This window comes from Risungbinella massiliensis (genome assembly GCF_000942395.1).
GTDB classification, from domain to species: Bacteria; Bacillota; Bacilli; order Thermoactinomycetales; family Thermoactinomycetaceae; genus Risungbinella; species Risungbinella massiliensis.
On the sequence record NZ_LN812102.1, the window covers coordinates 1,788,088 to 1,805,354 of the forward strand.

The window sequence follows — 17,267 nt, forward strand, 5'->3', positions numbered from 1 at the left end:
CATTTTTGACAAATTCAACATAGGCTTTCGTTGTCTCATGCTCACTTTTATTACTTGTATCTAACACAGCGTTAAAAATTTCAAACATTTCCTCATTTTCATTATACCAAATGATGAGGAAAGTAGAATTTAAACGCAAGCAATGCTACTTTGCTTATGAATTTAAAGAAGCTACCTAATTGGCGATGGCGTCAACAAACGAGAACAAGTAGGATAGGTGAGTCCTTTTTTTGTTTTTCGATAGGCTTCTTGCCATTTGGCTAAGAAATAGTTAAAAACAAAGCAACTACAACCGATCAATTGATGGATGAATCGTACTTGTTCCTTAGTAGGGTAGATCCGAAACTGAAAGACCTTATGCGCAGTTGAAAATATTCTACAACCTTTCAGAATAATGTCCATGACGATCGGGAGGATCAAGAAATTTATGAAGGAAAATACACCAAAATAGGTCGGACTTGCGAGAGGGTAGAAACCCTCCCTCGTCCGACTCAGATTCATCTCCCACTTTCGCTACGCTTAGAGTGGGAGTATTCTCAACTATAATAGATAAAAACCTTATCCTTATACTCACCAAGAACCGGATATATTTTCATTTACATTATCTTCAAACTCAATTTATCTCTTTCCTCGCTCTGCCAAATTGACTCCGATCCCCATACACACCACTCCAATCAATAGCATGATCGAAGCTGGTAAAGCAATGTCATTCCAACTTGCATCAAATAGAGAAATATCCATCATAGCATCTACCGCATGAGTCAACGGAAATAGATCGGAAATAAATCTAAGGATCGGGTTATCCAGCGTACCTGGTGGCATATAAACCCCACTTATGACCGGAATGATCGGAATAACCGAAGTATAAATCCCATTAAACTGTTCTGGTGTTCGAACAAAACTGGTAAATAACATTGCCAAGCTAACCATACTCAGTGTATACACAGCAGCAATGACCAGTATCATCTGAAAGTTTCCTAATTCATAATCGAATCCATACTGAAAGATCCATAACACAATCAACATTTGCAAAAAACCAATACAAAAACTATATAGTAGATGACCTGTATACATAGCTGTCTTACTTACTGGGGAGAGGATCAATCGATTCCATATACCACTCGCCTTATCGGCAGTGATTCCATTGACTTTAAACCCAATGGTAAACATGGCGGAGAAAAGGGTGAAAGCAAACAATAATTGCATACCCATATTATGTTTCGCGATTTCTCCACCACTGAGTGACTGAGTTTGAACCTTTAACGGTGGATTTTCCAGATAACTCTTTACTTTATTTCTTAGTTTATCCGTATTCTTTGTCCCCACCACTGCTTCCAGCTGTGCTTCCTTTATAAACACCTTATGAACATGCTGTTCGACAAGTTGGATGGTTGGCATATCGGAAGATGTAATCAAACGATAATCCTTTTCCATCAATTGAATGGCTACATCTCTTCTTCCTTCGACAACCGCTTCACGAGCTTTCTCTTCTTCCGTAATGACAAACTCCATCTCATCGCTGTTATTTAACAAAGTTGCCCATTTTTTTTCTATTTCTTTACCGTTAGGCTCATTACTAAAGATCGCAACAGAAGTTTGTGTTAGCTTCGCAGTATCACCAAATATAATCGTTGCTAAAATGCTAAGAACGATAAATAAAATAATCGTTAGTGGATTTCGTTTATCTTTCCTCCATTGCGCCATAAATACGGAATACATTAGATCCTCCCCCTTCTAGGAAAGACGGCCATCGAAACCACAAGACTGACCATACAAAATACGATCAGAATAATCACAGGGAACAGTAGATCTTGCAGATTTTCGAACTGAATCCACTTGATTAATACCGCCTGAGTTAGTCCATTCGAAGTCCATTCTCCTATTTTTTGAAACCAATCTGGGAGGGCTTGACTCGGAAAAAAACTTCCTCCAAGAACTGCCAACAACATAATAATAAGGGTGAAAAGTCCATTCGCTGCGTTTACGTCATGCAGTCTTAAGGTGATTGTCGTAAATAATGCAGATAACCCAGCAACACTGAAAGCAAAAGCAGTGACTACAAGTATGAATCCAAACCAAAAATCCAATGACTTGCCAGGGAACACATCTAGCAACAATTGAGTAACAGTAAATGTAATCATCATTTGTAACCAAGTAAGACAAAACGTAGAGAGTGTTTTTCCCATTAAATATCCTAGAGGATTGCTATTTGTCAGTAAAATCCGATTAAAAACACGTTCTCTCTTCTCGGTAACTGTTTTCATCGCCACGGTCTGTGAAATAAATAAAGCGAAAAGGGTACTCATTGCGATCGTAAAATACTGGGAAATGGTAAAAGTCTCCATCCCTTTCACCATTTCTTTCCCCCCTTGTGGCATCTCTATCTCTGTCATTCCAGTCGATGCTTTGTTACCAAGTGCCAACTGAAAATTAAGCGTATTGGTGAAATTAGTTACGATGTCTTGAAGAGTATCTACCTCCATTGATTGCTCTTTTGCACGAATGATTAAAGTAGCTTCTGATGGATCCCTTAGCAACACCCTAGATAGAACATCATACGTGAACCCTTTTGGTATGGTAATAAGTGCATCTAGCTCCCCACTCTCCACTAATTTTGTGGCTTCCTTATCTCGTAATTCCTGCACGGTAACCCAATCTTTAAATTTGGGATCATGAAAAAAATCATGGATCAGTCTGCTTGGGGAGAGAGATACAGCTTGTTCCAATATTGTTTCTCTTCCGCCGGGAGGTAGATCCATTTCTTGCACCTTCTTTTGAAACTGTTCCACCCCGATGGTTTCATCATCTTCCTGCACAATCGCCACATCTATCTTTACCGACTCTGCATCTTTATCGAATAGACCAGAAAAGCCAAAGTCTAAGACAACGATCAAGACGATGGGAAGTAACAGAGCCTTTACCATATCGTTTCGACTTCTCCAAAACACTAACAAGTCTTTTTTCAAAAAGGAGCCCATTTTCTATCTCTCCCCTAGTCCCGTAACGTTTTTCCTGTCAAATGTAGGAACACATCTTCCAGACTTGGGATTTCCACTTGAAAGTGTGTTATCTGAATGCCCTCTTTTTCTGTAGCATGTACTAAGTCACTAAGGATGTGACTCCCCTTCTTCGAAATGATTCGAATCCCAGCACTTGTTTCATCAACATGACGTACATAATCTATTGATTTGATTGTTTTGATTAGTCCATCACTTGTTTTGTTAAGTTGCACTTGTACGGTATCTTCACTTGATAAAATACTTAATAACTCGGACTTACTGCCTGATGCTACAACTTTGCCATGATCCATGATGTAGACACGATCGCATAATTGCTCTACTTCCTCCATATAATGGCTTGTATAAAGAACAGTTGTTCCTTGTTTATCATTTAGTTTACGAACTGTCTCCAAAATATGATTTCTCGATTGTGGATCAATACCTACTGTAGGTTCATCCAGTATCAAGATTTTTGGATGATGGAGCAATGCAGCCGCAATATTAACTCTTCGTTTCATCCCACCTGAGAATGTTTTGATCAACTCTTTTTGTCGATCTCTTAATCCCACCATTTCTAGTACTTCTTGAATCCGGTTCTCTAGCATGCTCTTGTTCACTTTATAGATTTCACCGAAAAATGTTAGATTTTCATATGCGGAGAGTTCCTCATATAAAGCGATTTCTTGTGGAACAACACCCAAGACTTTTCTGATTTCAGCTGGATTTTTCACGATACTTTTTCCATATAGCTTTACATCACCAGATGTAGGTCGTAACAAAGAAGAGATCATAGAAATGGTTGTTGATTTCCCGGCTCCATTTGGGCCAAGCAAACCAACCGATTCCCCTTCATCTAAATAAATGTCAATCTCATCAACTGCTTTTTTCTCTTTATACGTTTTACTAAGTTTTATCGTTTCAAGCATATGTCCACACTCCTTTTTGTTTAACCCAGAGCTTGATTTTTGCCTTCCATACAAGTTATATCTTACGAAGAAGTAAGACAGGCCGCTCCACCAGCCCGTTACAGGCGAGGATCCCAAACTCGGCTAACGTCTCAAACAACGGGACCTCTTGACCCTTCCACGATCTGGTCCCGCTGGGTAGCGATACAAAGTATTTCAGGCTAAAAATCAACTCCTAATCTGACCTGCTCTTTTTTCTTAAGTTGGTAATCTCTCTTGAACATTTAGCCTCTCTTACTAATGTACAAAAAAAAGAAACAGCGTCACTACTGTCTCCAGTCACGATGTTTCCTTATAACCATTACTTTCATCATTTTTTTATATTACACAAGATCATGGCGAATCGCGTAAATCGCCAACTGCGTCCGATCTCGTAATTCTAATTTGTTCAAAATTTGACTAGTGTTATTTTTTACTGTTCCGATTGATATGGCAAGCCTTTCTGCAATTTCTCCATTGCTGAGACCTTCCCCGATGCATTTTAAAATTTCCCTTTCACGTGGTGTCAATAATGGATTGGCCTTTTTCTTTACATCACGATTCAATAAGAGCGGCATCACTTTCGCTGCTACGTGATCTTCTAGAGACAACCCTCCAGACAACGCACTTCGGATGGATCGTAGCAAGGAATCGGTATCTCCCGTTTTTAAAATATAGCCGCTAACTCCTATGTTTAACATCTCCAACACATATTGAGTATCATCGAACGTCGTCAATATCAAGATTTTCGTATTGGACCAACGAGATTTTATGACTTTGGCAGCTTCGATTCCATCCATAACAGGCATCTGAATATCCAAGATCACAATGTCGAACGACTGTTTCTCACAAAGAAGAATGGCCTCATTTCCATTATCCGCTTCACCCGTCACCTTCATTTCTGCATCCGACTCAATCATCATTTTTAACCCTTGTCTTACCATTATCTGGTCTTCCGCCAATAATATCCGAATCATGCTAATCCCCTATATCCGATTTTTAAAAATCCTCTGACAATAAACTGATCCTCTGTCTGATCTACATCCAGAGTGCCGCCAAATTTCTCTAACCGCTCTCTCATTGAAGTAAGTCCGAATCCTTCTTGGTACCTTCTATTATCTGTTATGGGATTACTGATTTCAAAACGGAAAATACTTCCTCCTGGTGCTTCAAACGTAATTTCCGCCTCTCTTGTATGACTGTGTTTCATGATATTTGTTAATGCCTCTTGTACAGATCGGTAAATAACAAAAGACTGCTCACCCGTTAGCGGTGCTGTAAAGGCCCCATGTTTTACAGAAAAATGAGTACGTATGAAGCTTTCCATTTCCAATTTACGGATTAATCGAATAATCCCCGGTAATCCGCCGGATTCATTGGCTTTTAGCGATTTTACGGCACTTCTTGTTTCTTCCAAACTAGTACTGGCAAGCTCTTTCAAAAATCGGATCTGATCCAGATCTTGTTCCGAAGCTTTCAAACGAAATGCTTCCAACTGCATAAGTAGAGCGGTCAGCTTATGCCCGACAGAGTCGTGGATTTCATGTGCGATGAACATACGCTCTTCTTGTCTTGTTACTTCTTCCTCTGAGACAACACGTCGTTTTAAATCACGATATTCACTGAGAAGCGCATCATATCTTGCCTCTAGATCCTCTGTATGATCCTTCGTTCTCTTATAAAAAACCATTCCGACAAAGAGAAGGATCATATAGATTGTGATCAAAATTTGAATAAGTGGATCTAAATCTGTTTTGAAAACATCTAGTACTAATCCTATTGCAATAACTCCCCCCAGTATCATACTAAACCCTACTGGTAAGCGATAAAAACCTTCTCCCATTAGCATAGTAAAGACGAGGAGGAGGTAGGGGTTCCAATCTCCATCTGTATCAGGAAAGAACATAATGATTGCAATCACTGCATTTATACATAGGAGAAATAATAATAGTTTCGTTTTTTGTTCGACTAATGGTTGGATAAAAAAAACCAGAAAATACAGCGCGGTTCCAAACAAGATCACTGTTATTTCGTCTGTTATTTTGTTGAAATAAACAAAAGTACATGACCAAATAATGACGTTAAAAAAGAACCATAACCAATAAGACCTCATGCCACTGCCCCTAATCTTCCTTTTCATAGTAAAAAAAACACCCCTTTAGATCATAATATCTAAAGAGGTGGAACATCTCACTTTTCAATAAAATATTGTGCCTATGTGGCTTTATTTCAACCAACACAATTCATTTATGGTCTATTTCCCTTACTCTACCGTCACGCTCTTCGCTAGGTTTCTTGGCTTATCCACATCATACCCACGCTCTTGGCAAGCATAGTAGGAGATCAGTTGAAGTGGGATCACAGTCAAGACTGGTGCAAGCAAGTCATGTGTAACTGGGATATAGATCACTTCGTCAACCGATTTTTTCAGCTCGTTGTCACCCTCTGGAGCAAAGCCGAGGACATATGCTCCACGAGCTTTTACTTCTTGGATGTTGCTGATCATTTTATCTAGAACCGCCTTTTGTGTACCAAGTGCGATTACTGGAATCCCTTCTTCGATGAGAGCTAAGGTTCCGTGTTTTAGTTCTCCTGCTGCATATGCTTCCGAATGGATGTAGGAAAGCTCCTTTAGTTTGAGAGAGCCCTCTAAGGCAACAGCATAGTCGAGACCTCGTCCTAGGAAGAACAAGTTATGATGCTTGGCGATACTCCGTGCATAAGCTTCAACTGTTTGTTCCTGAGCTAGTACTTTTTCAGCCTGCTCTGGAAGCTGTTGAAGGTTCGTTACCAACTCGGTCATGGTTTCTTCACTGAGGAGTCCACGAGCTTTTGCTAAGTATGCCCCCAACAGGTACACTACGATCAATTGAGAAGTATATGCCTTGGTTGAAGCAACGGCAATCTCTGGACCTGCCCAAGTGATTAATACGTCATCAGCTTCTCGAGCTACGCTACTACCCACGACGTTGGTAATTGCCAGTACACGTGCGCCTTTGCTTTTTGCTTCACGTAGTGCAGCTAAGGTGTCTGCTGTTTCCCCGGATTGACTTACAACCACCACTAGCGTCTTTTCATCCACGATTGGATTGCGGTAGCGGTATTCGGAAGCGATATCCGTCTCAACTGGAATTCGTGCCAAGCCTTCCAATACGTATTTTCCGACCAAACCAGCATGGTACGCAGTTCCACAAGCAACAAATTGAATCTTTTCGATTCCTTTTAGTTGCTCCACTGTGAGACCAATTTCTTGGGACAGATCCACTTGATTGTTACGAATACGACCAGCTAACGTATCGCGAATTGCTTTTGGTTGTTCGTAAATCTCTTTCATCATGAAATGGTCGTAGCCGCCTTTTTCAGCCGTTTCGATATCCCAGCTAACTCGCATTACTTCACGGTTTACTTCCGCACCATCTAAAGTACTAAGCTCCACGTTACCTTCCGTGATCACTGCCATTTCGCCGTCTTCCAAAATATATACATCACGTGTATGTTTTAGGATCGCCGGAATGTCAGATGCAATGAAGTTCTCCTCTTCTCCTACACCGATCACGAGCGGACTAGCCATACGAACTGCTACCAATTTGTTTGGCTCATGCTTGCTGAGAATACCTAGCGCAAAAGCACCAGATAGACGCTTTGCTACTTTACGAACAGTCGAGACCAAATCTCCATCATATAGATCCGCCATCAGTTTCGCAATTACTTCGGTGTCTGTCTCCGAAAGAAAAACATGGCCTTTTTCAATCAATTCCTCTTTTAAATCCATATAGTTCTCAATAATACCATTGTGGACTACTGCAAACTGCTCTGTGCCATCCAAATGAGGATGGGAGTTCTCGTCAGATGGCTTTCCATGAGTTGCCCAACGGGTATGACCGATTCCGATCGAACCTTTCATCACATTAGAGGAAATCTTGTTTGCTAGATCAGCCAAACGACCTTTTGTTTTTTGAACAGAAATAGCCTCTCCGTTGTAGATTGCAAGACCAGCAGAGTCATAGCCACGATATTCTAGCTTGCTTAGTCCCTCTAACAAGAAATTTTGAGCCTCTTTATTACCAATGTAACCAACGATTCCGCACATAGTTGGTTCCTCCTCTATCTTTTTTTCTATTTTCTTCCATGAGAAAGAATCCTTTTTATCAAGTAATTTTGTAAAAAGGAAGATAGGAATAGCTATTTATCAAACTAGCTGATTTAGGTTCCGATCCTAATATCTCGAGACTGTTTGTTGCTATCTTTCCTATCAAAATCAATATCCAGTTCACTAAAACTAAAACTAGCTACGTCATACTCAGGATTTTGTTCGCTAAGTCACCTTAGCGGTTTGTCCCCGAGCTCGTCGGTTTTGACGCAAAACCGAGAGGTATCCGCCGAATGTTCGATAAACCTCTCCCTCGTCCACTGCCACTCCCAGCAGTTCAGGCGCTTTTGTCTGCAAAATGATTCCATTATTGGATATTTGGAGTTGGAATGTTCGTCTATTGCTTCCCTCCTTTTCTTCGTACATACTATCCTATGCAATATTTCTGTAATTGTAAAGAAAAATCTTTAAATGGGAGATATAAAAGACCGCTAGCCTTAGATGTTTCTAAGTTAGCGGTCTAAAAAAATATTTATGCATTTCCTAGTTGACTAGAAACCGTATTAACCATTTGATCCACCAATTGTTCTAGCTGTTCTTGATCTGGTCCCTCAGCCATTACACGGATTAGAGGTTCTGTACCAGAAGCACGAACTAGTACACGACCATCATTACCTAGCTTCTCTTCTACTTGACGAATGGATTCTAAAATGGCTGGATTTGTCTCCCAACCATCTTTGCTTTTTACTCGTACATTTTTTAAAACTTGTGGATAAGTTGTCATCTTACTACTTAATTGATGCAGTGTGCGTCCACTTTCTTTGACCACTTGCAGGAGCTGCACAGCCGTTAGCATTCCATCTCCCGTAGTGATATGATCCAAGAAAATCACATGACCAGACTGCTCACCGCCTAAGTTATAGCCACCTTCACGCATTCTTTCCATTACGTAACGATCGCCTACTTTAGTCTGCTCTGAATGAATTCCAGCCTGTTCTGTCGCTTTGTAAAAGCCAATATTACTCATGACCGTAGATACCACGGTATCTTTTGCTAATAGACCCCGCTCTTTAAGAAATGCACCACAGATATAAAGCATTTTATCCCCGTCGACCAATTCCCCTTTTTCGTCGACCGCAATTAATCGATCCGCATCGCCATCAAATGCTAGTCCGAGGTGTGCTCCTTTTTCGATTACTTCTCGTTGGAGATTTTCTGGATGAGTAGAACCACAATCTACATTGATATTTACTCCATCTGGATTGGTATGAATCGCGGTTACATCTGCCCCTAAGCTACGCAAAAGTCGTGGAGCTAACTCATAGGCCGCACCGTTAGCACCATCCACTATGATATGCATTCCACATAGATCGCTCTGGATAGATTTCTTCAAGTGTTCAACATATTTTTCTACAGCGTTTGACTGCTCAAAAACACGTCCTATTTTTTCACCTGTTGCACGAGGCAATTCATCCGATTCTGCATCCAACAGTTTTTCTATTTCTGCTTCCGTCTCATCGAGTAATTTAAAACCATCTGCCGCAAAGAACTTAATACCGTTGTCCGGAAACGGATTGTGAGATGCGGAAATCATCACACCTGCATCTGCTCCAAGTTCTTTCGTTAGGAATGCGACTCCTGGTGTAGTAACGATCCCTAAACGTACTACATCCGCTCCAATAGAGAGAATACCAGCCATAAGAGCTGCTTCGAGTAGTTCTCCAGAAAGTCTGGTATCACGCCCAATTACAATCTTTGGTTTCTCATTCCCCTTGCTTAAAACATATGCTCCACAGCGACCCAATCGATAAGCCAATTCTGGAGTAAGTTCTTTATTTGCAACACCACGAACTCCATCAGTCCCAAAATATTTTCCCATACAGCATTTCCTCCTCTGTTATCCCTCTCGGGTTACCAGCTATATCCTATCTAGTTGTTGATAAAAGCACTTCAATCGCAAAACAATTCTGTGCTACTCCAGACCAAACTAGTCCATTTTCTCACATGAATCCCCTCCCTATCTTATCCCTTATCAACTGGAGCTTTGCACATTTGATTCTGGATCAGGGGTGGACTCTGGATCGGGGTCTGGCTCTGGTTCCGTCGTGGTTTCTTGATCAGGGTTTGGATTTGGTTCAGGATCAGGATTTGTCTCTGGATTTGGTTCAGGAGTTGGTTCCGGGTTTGGATTGGGCTTTTCCTCTGGTTGGGCTGGTTTTGTATCTTCAACGCGTGTTATTTTAACATAAACCTCTACTTCTTGGGGGGCAACTTTTTGAACACCTGTTCGAAGTGGAATTTTTAATAGGAATCGTCTATTAGAGGTAACTTCGGACAAATCTAAAGAGGGGCCAATATAAGAAGTAAGGCTATGAACCTGCTCAGGATTCCCTATCACTCTAACCGTCTTAGGGAAATAGGTAATACTTTCCACCTGATACCCCGCGGGGGGATTTTTTGCTATTCGAACCGTTAGTGGCATCTCTCGATCTGCTCGCGCAACACGTAACTTCACTTTCGTTGGGTTTAATTTTACGCCTTTAATAGGCCCATTTTTCCCATATGCCTGCAACGAAACTGTCGTCTCCCCAGATCGTTCCGAAAAATTTTCCGGAACTTGTGCCCGGATCGCGATTACTTGATTTACTAAGCTAGAACGTCCTGACACCTCTACCCGATCTGGTGAAAATAAACTCACAACATTAGGGGGTAAGTTGTTGTTTGCCTCAACGGGTAAGACTTTTTTCCCTTTCCGTTCCAACTTAACCGTAACTTTATCAGGTGTTACTTCCGCTCTAATACCCAATGGTAATCCATCAACCCGTATAGGTACTTCTTGATGGGTTCCCGCTGCATAACCTCTTAAATCAACATAGACTCGGTACTTTTCCGGTAGATGATCTAACAAAAAAGCGTCTCCTTTTAATGTAACATCCACTTTTGATATAAGAGATACTATCTCCATCTGATCATGATCATACAACGCTTCTAATTCCACATCTTCTACTTTTTTGGAAGAATTTGTTTCATCTTGAAAAGGTGGCAACGTTTGGGTTACTGCCCCCCATAATATAACTCCTAAGAGAACCGAGATGATACGAAGTACATACTCGTTCTGAAGCCATCTATTCATTTACCTCAACCTCCTCCTTACTATTTCGTCGATGCCAAAAGGAAGGTGCTTTTTTGTCGGCCGGTTTTAACTCCTCATATAACCTAGAAATAACTCCCTCTTCTGTTAGAGCACGCTCTAATTTCCCGTGGATGGCAAGTGAAATAGCTCCCGTCTCTTCCGACACGATAACGATCACAGCATCAGAGTTTTCACTCAACCCAATCCCAGCACGATGTCTCGTTCCCAGATCCTTCGTAATAAACGGACTCTCTGATAATGGAAGATAGCACCCAGCAGCCATAATCGTCTGTTCCCGTACGATAACAGCACCATCATGGAGAGGTGTATTGGGTAAAAAGATGTTTCGTAATAGCTCTGAACTAAGATGAGCTTGTAAAGATATCCCCGTTTCTATGTAATCAGTCAAACCTGTTTGCCTTTCTAAAACAATGAGAGCTCCTATTTTTCGTTTGGACAAGTATGCCACGGTCTTGGATACTTCTCCAACTACTTTACTTACTAGTTGATCTTCAACTTGACGACTCCTTCCAAAAACCCCCCCTCGACCAATTTGTTCCAAAGCTCTACGAAGCTCTGGTTGAAAAATAACCACAACCGCAATTGCACCAACGGACAAAATTTCTTCTAAAAGCCACCCAACTGTTTCTAATTGAAAAATATAGCTAAACAGCCAAAACAAAAGAACAACACTGATACCTTGCAGCAATTGAACCGCTCTTGTTCCACGAAGTAGCTTTAAAAGCTGGTAAATAATATAGCTAACAATGGCAATATCCACTGCATCATTTAAATAGCTGGTTATTCCATCCCATGAAAACATACTAATCCCCCAAACTCATCATCCCTTTTATTATGCTTCAAAATAAAAAAACCTCTGCATCTGGTAGTAACTTTCATTCATTATACATTGTTTCGGTTTTGAAGTTTTGAATGAAACAGAAAAACAAGCCCAGTAGAACACGGCTTGTTAAATATTCGAGTCTTATTATAGAATTTTTTTTCCGAATAGGGAACTAATTAACGAAACTGCAACTTCTGCAGTGCGATTTTCTCTATCTAATATAGGATTTACTTCTACAAACTCTGCTGAAACAACAGAGTCGGATTCCGCTAGCATTTCTAACGCCAGATGAGTCTCCCGAAAAGTAACTCCGCCCGGAACTGGAGTTCCCACTCCTGGACAATAGATTGGATCTAGCGCATCTAAATCTAGACTCAAATGAACGCCATCGGTACCGTTAGTTGCAATATTGATTGCCTCTTCCATCACTGTTGCCATGCCTCTACGATCAATCTCATGCATGGAAAAGACATGAATCCCTAATTGCCGAATAAGCTCTCGTTCTCCCGGATCCAAACTACGAACACCTACCAGAACCGTATTCTCAGGTTTCACTTTAGGAGCAAAGTTTAGCAAGTTTACCAAACGGGAATGTCCAATGCCTAAACTAGCTGCTAACGGCATCCCATGAATATTACCAGATGGGGAAGTGTCAGAGGTATTTAGATCTCCATGAGCATCATACCAAATCAGACCTATATTTTGATAAATAGAAGCCACTCCAGCTAAAGTGCCGATAGCAATACTATGATCCCCTCCTAGGATTAAGGGAAAGCGCTTTCTTTTTAGTGTTTCAGCAACTGTATTAGCTAATTTCTCGCTAGCTTCCGCAACTGGTTCTAGGTACTTTAAATGGTCCTGTCCTATGGATACCGACTCTGCCTCTGCCACATCTATATTACCTAGGTCTTCCACTTCTAAAGCTAACTCTTCTATTAATTTCTTAAGAGATGCATAACGTATAGCACTCGGACCCATGTCCACTCCACGCCGTCCTTGCCCAAGATCCATTGGCATTCCAATAATGGAGATCTGTTTTGCATTGGTCATGAAGAACACCTCAATAAAAGGATAATAATACACAAAACAAAAAAATCAGCATTTTACTTCCAAAAAAAATATTTCAAAAGTGTAAAACTATCATTTTTCATTATACCGTAGATGAACATAAAGAAAAAACCTCTAGATATTCTAGAGGTTAGGTTGGCGGAGCTGACGGGATTCGAACCCGCGATCTCCTGCGTGACAGGCAGGCATGTTAGGCCTCTACACCACAGCTCCTTACATATATGGAGCGGGTGAAGGGAATCGAACCCTCGCAAACGGCTTGGAAGGCCGATGTTCTACCACTGAACTACACCCGCATATATTGGAGCGGAAGACGGGATTCGAACCCGCGACCCTCGCCTTGGCAAGGCGATGCTCTACCCCTGAGCCACTTCCGCATATTAAGTGAAAATGGTGAGCCATGAAGGACTCGAACCTTCGACCCTCTGATTAAAAGTCAGATGCTCTACCAACTGAGCTAATGGCTCTTACATGGTGGAGGGAGTAGGATTCGAACCTACGAAGGCGAAGCCAGCGGATTTACAGTCCGCCCCATTTGGCCACTTTGGTATCCCTCCATATGGTGGAAGCTAACGGGATCGAACCGCTGACCCCCTGCTTGTAAGGCAGGTGCTCTCCCAGCTGAGCTAAGCTTCCATATATAATGACCCGTAGGGGATTCGAACCCCTGCATGCCAGCGTGAAAGGCTGGTGTGTTTACCGCTTCACCAACGGGCCAAACTAGGCATAAAAAAACCTTCATCTCATTTTCCTAATGAAGGAAATTGGAGCGGAAGACGGGATTCGAACCCGCGACCCTCGCCTTGGCAAGGCGATGCTCTACCCCTGAGCCACTTCCGCATATTTAAGGTGAAGTGGTGAGCCATGAAGGACTCGAACCTTCGACCCTCTGATTAAAAGTCAGATGCTCTACCAACTGAGCTAATGGCTCAAATGGCTGGGGAGGTAGGGATCGAACCTACGCATGACGGAGTCAAAGTCCGTTGCCTTACCGCTTGGCTACTCCCCAACAATGTTGAAAAGTGGTGGAGGGAGTAGGATTCGAACCTACGAAGGCGAAGCCAGCGGATTTACAGTCCGCCCCATTTGGCCACTTTGGTATCCCTCCATATGGTGGAAGCTAACGGGATCGAACCGCTGACCCCCTGCTTGTAAGGCAGGTGCTCTCCCAGCTGAGCTAAGCTTCCGTATAATGACCCGTAGGGGATTCGAACCCCTGCATGCCAGCGTGAAAGGCTGGTGTGTTTACCGCTTCACCAACGGGCCAAAAGAAAAGCTTCCAACCAGGCTCGAACTGGTGACCTCTTCCTTACCATGGAAGCGCTCTGCCGACTGAGCTATGGAAGCGTGGCTCCTCAGGCAGGACTCGAACCTGCGACCATACGATTAACAGTCGTGCGCTCTACCAACTGAGCTACTGAGGAATAATCACAAGAAATATCTTATCATGTTATCACCGCTTTGTCAAGAAGTTTTTTTCGTGATGATTTAACTTCTTATTTAGTGCGGCGAAGACGATATTTAATATACCATCCTAGAAGGAGTTTTGCAATACCTTTTGACATGTTTTTTTAAATTATTTTCCCTCCGATTATAAATGAGTTTCTTGCAAATGGTTTTGCTTGATTCTTATATAATAATCCATCTAAGATGGGATTTATCCAACTTAACCATCTCTACCTTTCTTAGCATCTTAAATGATCGTACAGATTATTGATCATTACATTCTTCTCCTAATTATAACCTGCTGTTGTAAACTGGATATTCCCTATTAGATCAGTAAGTCACCGACATACGTCCATAACTTTTCTCATAGGCCATTTTCCCACACGTTATTACAACTAGAGCTAATTTTTGTTCGTCTGTTCATAATCGTTGAACTCCGATCAAGATAACTGTGTGTCCACACAAAATAATGTAAAAAAGAGCAAAACTCGTTAAAGTTCTGCTCTTTAGTAATTAACTATTTTTGCATACTCTTCAAGTGGGCCCAAGAACTAGGATCTTCTTGTGTTAGTACCCAGTTTACAATTCCACCTACATCAGGATGTTTCTTCAGCAAGAGATCGTATTTTTTCTCCCAGCTGATTTTATCTTGATAGTAAGCAGTATATTTTTGACCATCTTTCGTATAAGTAAAGTATGGTTCCCCATCTTTATTACGTTGTACTTTAGCATTATATTTCTCAATCAAATTCATAGCAGATTTATAAGGCAAACCAGAAATTCTATTTTTCTCAGACCAAACGTACCCATATCCAGGTAAGCCAACGATAATTTTCTCAGCAGGGATTTGAGTCTTAGCAAAAGTAACTACTTTATCCAACCAATTTAATGGAGTTTGAGAGCCTGGTTTTTCCATGCTGTAGTTATAAGTCATAATCTTGATTTGATCTGCAGCTTTTCCAAGACGTTTCCAGTCTTGTGCAGCTGGACCGTTCCATCCACCATTAACATTTAATTTTGGATATACAGTCACAGATAAAATCTTTTTATCAGCATGCAATTTATTAGCAAGTACTTCTACAAAGGCAGAGAAATTATTACGGTCTTTCCCAAAAATTACTTCTAAGTTAAGATCTACACCATCCATATTCTCTTTCTTTGCCCAAGTTGCTATCGTAGTTGCAAGGGTTTCACGTTTTTCAGGAGTATTGATGAGGTTGTGTAAGATTTCAGCACCCTCATTGTAATTTGCCCAACCATCTACGTTAGCAATAGTTCCAATTACCTTCATACCATGCTTCCGAGCAGTTTCAATTGCACTCTTATTTCCATTAGCATAATCGACAAACGTAATTTTTCCATCTTTATTAAGGGCATATTCAAATAAATTGACTTCATCTATATTTTTTGCATTTTGTTCTAATACTTGATTTGCAGCTTTTTCGTTCCAATAAGGAATCCAAGTAGTTAATTTGATTTTATGTGTTGGTTGTGGGTCTGGCTTTGGATCTGGATCTGGTTTTGGATCTGGATCAGGGTCTGGCTTCGGGTCTGGATCTGGATCTGGTTTTGGATCTGGATCAGGGTCTGGCTTCGGGTCTGGATCTGGATTTGGTGTTGGATCTGGGTCAGGGTTTGGTGTTGGATCAGGATTTGTTGGTGGATCTACCACTGGTGGGTTTTCTGGATTAGGTGTTCCAGGTGTTGGATTTGGTACTGGTGTTGTTGAATCAGGATTTGTTAGTGTTTCAGGATCGACCTTATAACTTTGATTATAATGATTCAAAATACTAGTAACAGATTGAGATTTTTGAGGATCACTTAGTTCTGAATCCTCTTCTTGTAAATCTCCCTCGATATCTTCTACTACAGGCTTACTTTCCTCTTCTGGAATAACCACTTTTTCTGTGGTTGTGTCGGTGTCAGCTTGTGCTACTTCTTTCTCATCGCCAGAGAAAATAGCATACACTCCCGCACCAATAGCTAAGAAGAGAAGCAATGCAAAAATAATCAGCTTCTTCTTTGAACCTTGGTTCTCCATGAATAAACCTCCAATTATTTCTAAATCAGAAAATATACTTAAATATAGCAAAGTTTTTATTTTTGTAATAGGTATTTGCTTAAGTATTAACCAAAAATACAAATACTTTTATAAATTTTTATCTCTTCACATTTCTGACAAATAAAATCACCTAAAAGTGGTTGTACAGTCAGATATAATAGAGTATTTAAGTGGCAAATCAATACTATAAATCTATGGATTCTTGGCTTTCTCAGTACCGTAATCAGAAAGTTACCTCTGAAGTAATCCGATAGCTACAATCGCAAATAGACTTAAATAAAGTAACTTCTTCTATGAAATTTGGCAAAGTTCGTAGAAGGACTGTGAATATTCAAATGAATTAGGTAGGAATAATAAGTCAACAAAAAAACCACTTAGGCTACCGAAGTAGCAACTAAGTGGTTTTTTGTTTGCCTTTTGCCTGGCAATGACCTACTCTCCCAGGACCCTGCGGTCCAAGTACCATCGGCGCTGGAGGGCTTAACGATCGTGTTCGGGATGGGAACGAGTGGGACCCCTCCGCCATTATCACCAGACAGTCAGTGTCAAGACATATGAAATATGTCACACCCTGAAAATTAGAACAGAAGGCCAAGTGTATTGCAAATCGAAAAGTAAGACATGTGAGGAAAAGCCCTCGACCGATTCGTATCTGTCAGCTACACATGTTACCATGCTTCC

At 41.1% G+C, this 17,267-nt stretch carries 12 protein-coding genes, 15 tRNA genes and 1 rRNA gene; all 28 read right to left on the reverse strand.

Translation table 11 applies throughout. The features are described from left to right. Positions 1-171: 171 nt before the first annotated feature. Complete coding sequence (locus tag VJ09_RS19050; RefSeq protein ID WP_082050468.1) at positions 172-501, reverse strand: helix-turn-helix domain-containing protein; 330 nt, start codon at positions 499-501, stop codon at positions 172-174. A gap of 117 nt (positions 502-618) precedes the next feature. Continuing rightward, a complete protein-coding gene (locus VJ09_RS09345; protein WP_044641216.1) occupies positions 619-1,719 on the reverse strand; it encodes an ABC transporter permease in 1,101 nt (366 codons plus the stop codon). After that, positions 1,719-2,978 carry an ABC transporter permease gene (locus tag VJ09_RS09350; protein ID WP_044641217.1) on the reverse strand — a complete coding sequence of 420 codons (1,260 nt, stop codon included), beginning with the start codon at positions 2,976-2,978 and terminating at the stop codon, positions 1,719-1,721. Before VJ09_RS09350 ends, VJ09_RS09345 begins: the two co-directional genes overlap by 1 nt. A 14-nt stretch (positions 2,979-2,992) precedes the next feature. Next, a complete protein-coding gene (locus tag VJ09_RS09355; protein WP_044641218.1) occupies positions 2,993-3,925 on the reverse strand; it encodes a daunorubicin resistance protein DrrA family ABC transporter ATP-binding protein in 933 nt (310 codons plus the stop codon). A 362-nt stretch (positions 3,926-4,287) separates the two neighbouring features. Further along, complete coding sequence (locus VJ09_RS09360; RefSeq protein ID WP_044641219.1) at positions 4,288-4,920, reverse strand: response regulator transcription factor; 633 nt, start codon at positions 4,918-4,920, stop codon at positions 4,288-4,290. Next, a complete protein-coding gene (locus VJ09_RS09365) occupies positions 4,917-6,056 on the reverse strand; it encodes a sensor histidine kinase (RefSeq protein WP_044641220.1) in 1,140 nt (379 codons plus the stop codon). The genes VJ09_RS09360 and VJ09_RS09365 overlap by 4 nt, the downstream gene beginning before the upstream one ends. Positions 6,057-6,206: 150 nt before the next feature. Then, positions 6,207-8,033, reverse strand: a complete 1,827-nt coding sequence (glmS, locus tag VJ09_RS09370) for a glutamine--fructose-6-phosphate transaminase (isomerizing) (protein WP_044641221.1) — start codon at positions 8,031-8,033, stop codon at positions 6,207-6,209. Positions 8,034-8,565: 532 nt separating this feature from the next. Next, on the reverse strand, positions 8,566-9,912 hold the full coding sequence (glmM, locus tag VJ09_RS09380) for a phosphoglucosamine mutase (protein WP_044641223.1): 1,347 nt from the start codon (positions 9,910-9,912) through the stop codon (positions 8,566-8,568). Positions 9,913-10,065: 153 nt separating this feature from the next. Further along, on the reverse strand, positions 10,066-11,166 hold the full coding sequence (locus tag VJ09_RS09385; protein WP_044641224.1) for a CdaR family protein: 1,101 nt from the start codon (positions 11,164-11,166) through the stop codon (positions 10,066-10,068). After that, on the reverse strand, positions 11,159-11,989 hold the full coding sequence (cdaA, locus tag VJ09_RS09390) for a diadenylate cyclase CdaA (protein ID WP_044641225.1): 831 nt from the start codon (positions 11,987-11,989) through the stop codon (positions 11,159-11,161). Before cdaA ends, VJ09_RS09385 begins: the two co-directional genes overlap by 8 nt. Positions 11,990-12,154: 165 nt before the next feature. After that, complete coding sequence (gene rocF, locus VJ09_RS09395) at positions 12,155-13,060, reverse strand: arginase (protein ID WP_044641226.1); 906 nt, start codon at positions 13,058-13,060, stop codon at positions 12,155-12,157. A gap of 154 nt (positions 13,061-13,214) precedes the next feature. Next, positions 13,215-13,291: transfer RNA gene (locus VJ09_RS09400), tRNA-Asp, on the reverse strand. Between the two features lie 9 nt (positions 13,292-13,300). Next, positions 13,301-13,374, reverse strand: a tRNA-Gly gene (locus VJ09_RS09405). A gap of 6 nt (positions 13,375-13,380) precedes the next feature. Then, positions 13,381-13,455: transfer RNA gene (locus tag VJ09_RS09410), tRNA-Gly, on the reverse strand. 14 nt (positions 13,456-13,469) lie between these two features. Then, positions 13,470-13,545, reverse strand: a tRNA-Lys gene (locus tag VJ09_RS09415). Positions 13,546-13,550: 5 nt separating this feature from the next. Then, a tRNA-Tyr gene (locus VJ09_RS09420) sits at positions 13,551-13,635 on the reverse strand. Between the two features lie 3 nt (positions 13,636-13,638). Continuing rightward, positions 13,639-13,714 (reverse strand) — tRNA-Val (locus VJ09_RS09425). An 8-nt stretch (positions 13,715-13,722) separates the two neighbouring features. Further along, positions 13,723-13,795, reverse strand: a tRNA-Glu gene (locus VJ09_RS09430). A gap of 48 nt (positions 13,796-13,843) precedes the next feature. Further along, positions 13,844-13,918 (reverse strand) — tRNA-Gly (locus VJ09_RS09435). A gap of 15 nt (positions 13,919-13,933) precedes the next feature. Continuing rightward, positions 13,934-14,009, reverse strand: a tRNA-Lys gene (locus VJ09_RS09440). 3 nt (positions 14,010-14,012) lie between these two features. Beyond that, positions 14,013-14,087, reverse strand: a tRNA-Gln gene (locus VJ09_RS09445). A gap of 14 nt (positions 14,088-14,101) precedes the next feature. Next, positions 14,102-14,186 (reverse strand) — tRNA-Tyr (locus VJ09_RS09450). 3 nt (positions 14,187-14,189) lie between these two features. Continuing rightward, positions 14,190-14,265 (reverse strand) — tRNA-Val (locus VJ09_RS09455). Between the two features lie 6 nt (positions 14,266-14,271). Beyond that, positions 14,272-14,344, reverse strand: a tRNA-Glu gene (locus VJ09_RS09460). Positions 14,345-14,352: 8 nt separating this feature from the next. Then, positions 14,353-14,425: transfer RNA gene (locus tag VJ09_RS09465), tRNA-Thr, on the reverse strand. Between the two features lies 1 nt (position 14,426). Continuing rightward, a tRNA-Asn gene (locus tag VJ09_RS09470) sits at positions 14,427-14,502 on the reverse strand. A gap of 539 nt (positions 14,503-15,041) precedes the next feature. Further along, positions 15,042-16,565, reverse strand: coding sequence for a glycosyl hydrolase family 18 protein (locus tag VJ09_RS09475; RefSeq protein ID WP_044641227.1), 1,524 nt, complete (start codon positions 16,563-16,565; stop codon positions 15,042-15,044). A gap of 440 nt (positions 16,566-17,005) precedes the next feature. After that, a 5S ribosomal RNA gene (rrf, locus tag VJ09_RS09480) occupies positions 17,006-17,122 on the reverse strand. Between the last annotated feature and the right edge of the window lie 145 nt (positions 17,123-17,267).

Bases quoted from the DNA above. Each gene is read 5' to 3' on its own strand.
- VJ09_RS09365 (WP_044641220.1), bottom strand. From the start codon at position 6,056: ATGAGGTCTTATTGGTTATGGTTCTTTTTTAACGTCATTATTTGGTCA.
- VJ09_RS09350 (WP_044641217.1), bottom strand. From the start codon at position 2,978: ATGGGCTCCTTTTTGAAAAAAGACTTGTTAGTGTTTTGGAGAAGTCGA.
- VJ09_RS09345 (WP_044641216.1), bottom strand. From the start codon at position 1,719: ATGTATTCCGTATTTATGGCGCAATGGAGGAAAGATAAACGAAATCCA.
- VJ09_RS09360 (WP_044641219.1), bottom strand. From the start codon at position 4,920: ATGATTCGGATATTATTGGCGGAAGACCAGATAATGGTAAGACAAGGG.
- VJ09_RS09355 (WP_044641218.1), bottom strand. From the start codon at position 3,925: ATGCTTGAAACGATAAAACTTAGTAAAACGTATAAAGAGAAAAAAGCA.
- glmS (WP_044641221.1), bottom strand. From the start codon at position 8,033: ATGTGCGGAATCGTTGGTTACATTGGTAATAAAGAGGCTCAAAATTTC.
- VJ09_RS09385 (WP_044641224.1), bottom strand. From the start codon at position 11,166: ATGAATAGATGGCTTCAGAACGAGTATGTACTTCGTATCATCTCGGTT.
- glmM (WP_044641223.1), bottom strand. From the start codon at position 9,912: ATGGGAAAATATTTTGGGACTGATGGAGTTCGTGGTGTTGCAAATAAA.
- VJ09_RS09475 (WP_044641227.1), bottom strand. From the start codon at position 16,565: ATGGAGAACCAAGGTTCAAAGAAGAAGCTGATTATTTTTGCATTGCTT.
- rocF (WP_044641226.1), bottom strand. From the start codon at position 13,060: ATGACCAATGCAAAACAGATCTCCATTATTGGAATGCCAATGGATCTT.
- VJ09_RS19050 (WP_082050468.1), bottom strand. From the start codon at position 501: ATGAATCTGAGTCGGACGAGGGAGGGTTTCTACCCTCTCGCAAGTCCG.
- cdaA (WP_044641225.1), bottom strand. From the start codon at position 11,989: ATGTTTTCATGGGATGGAATAACCAGCTATTTAAATGATGCAGTGGAT.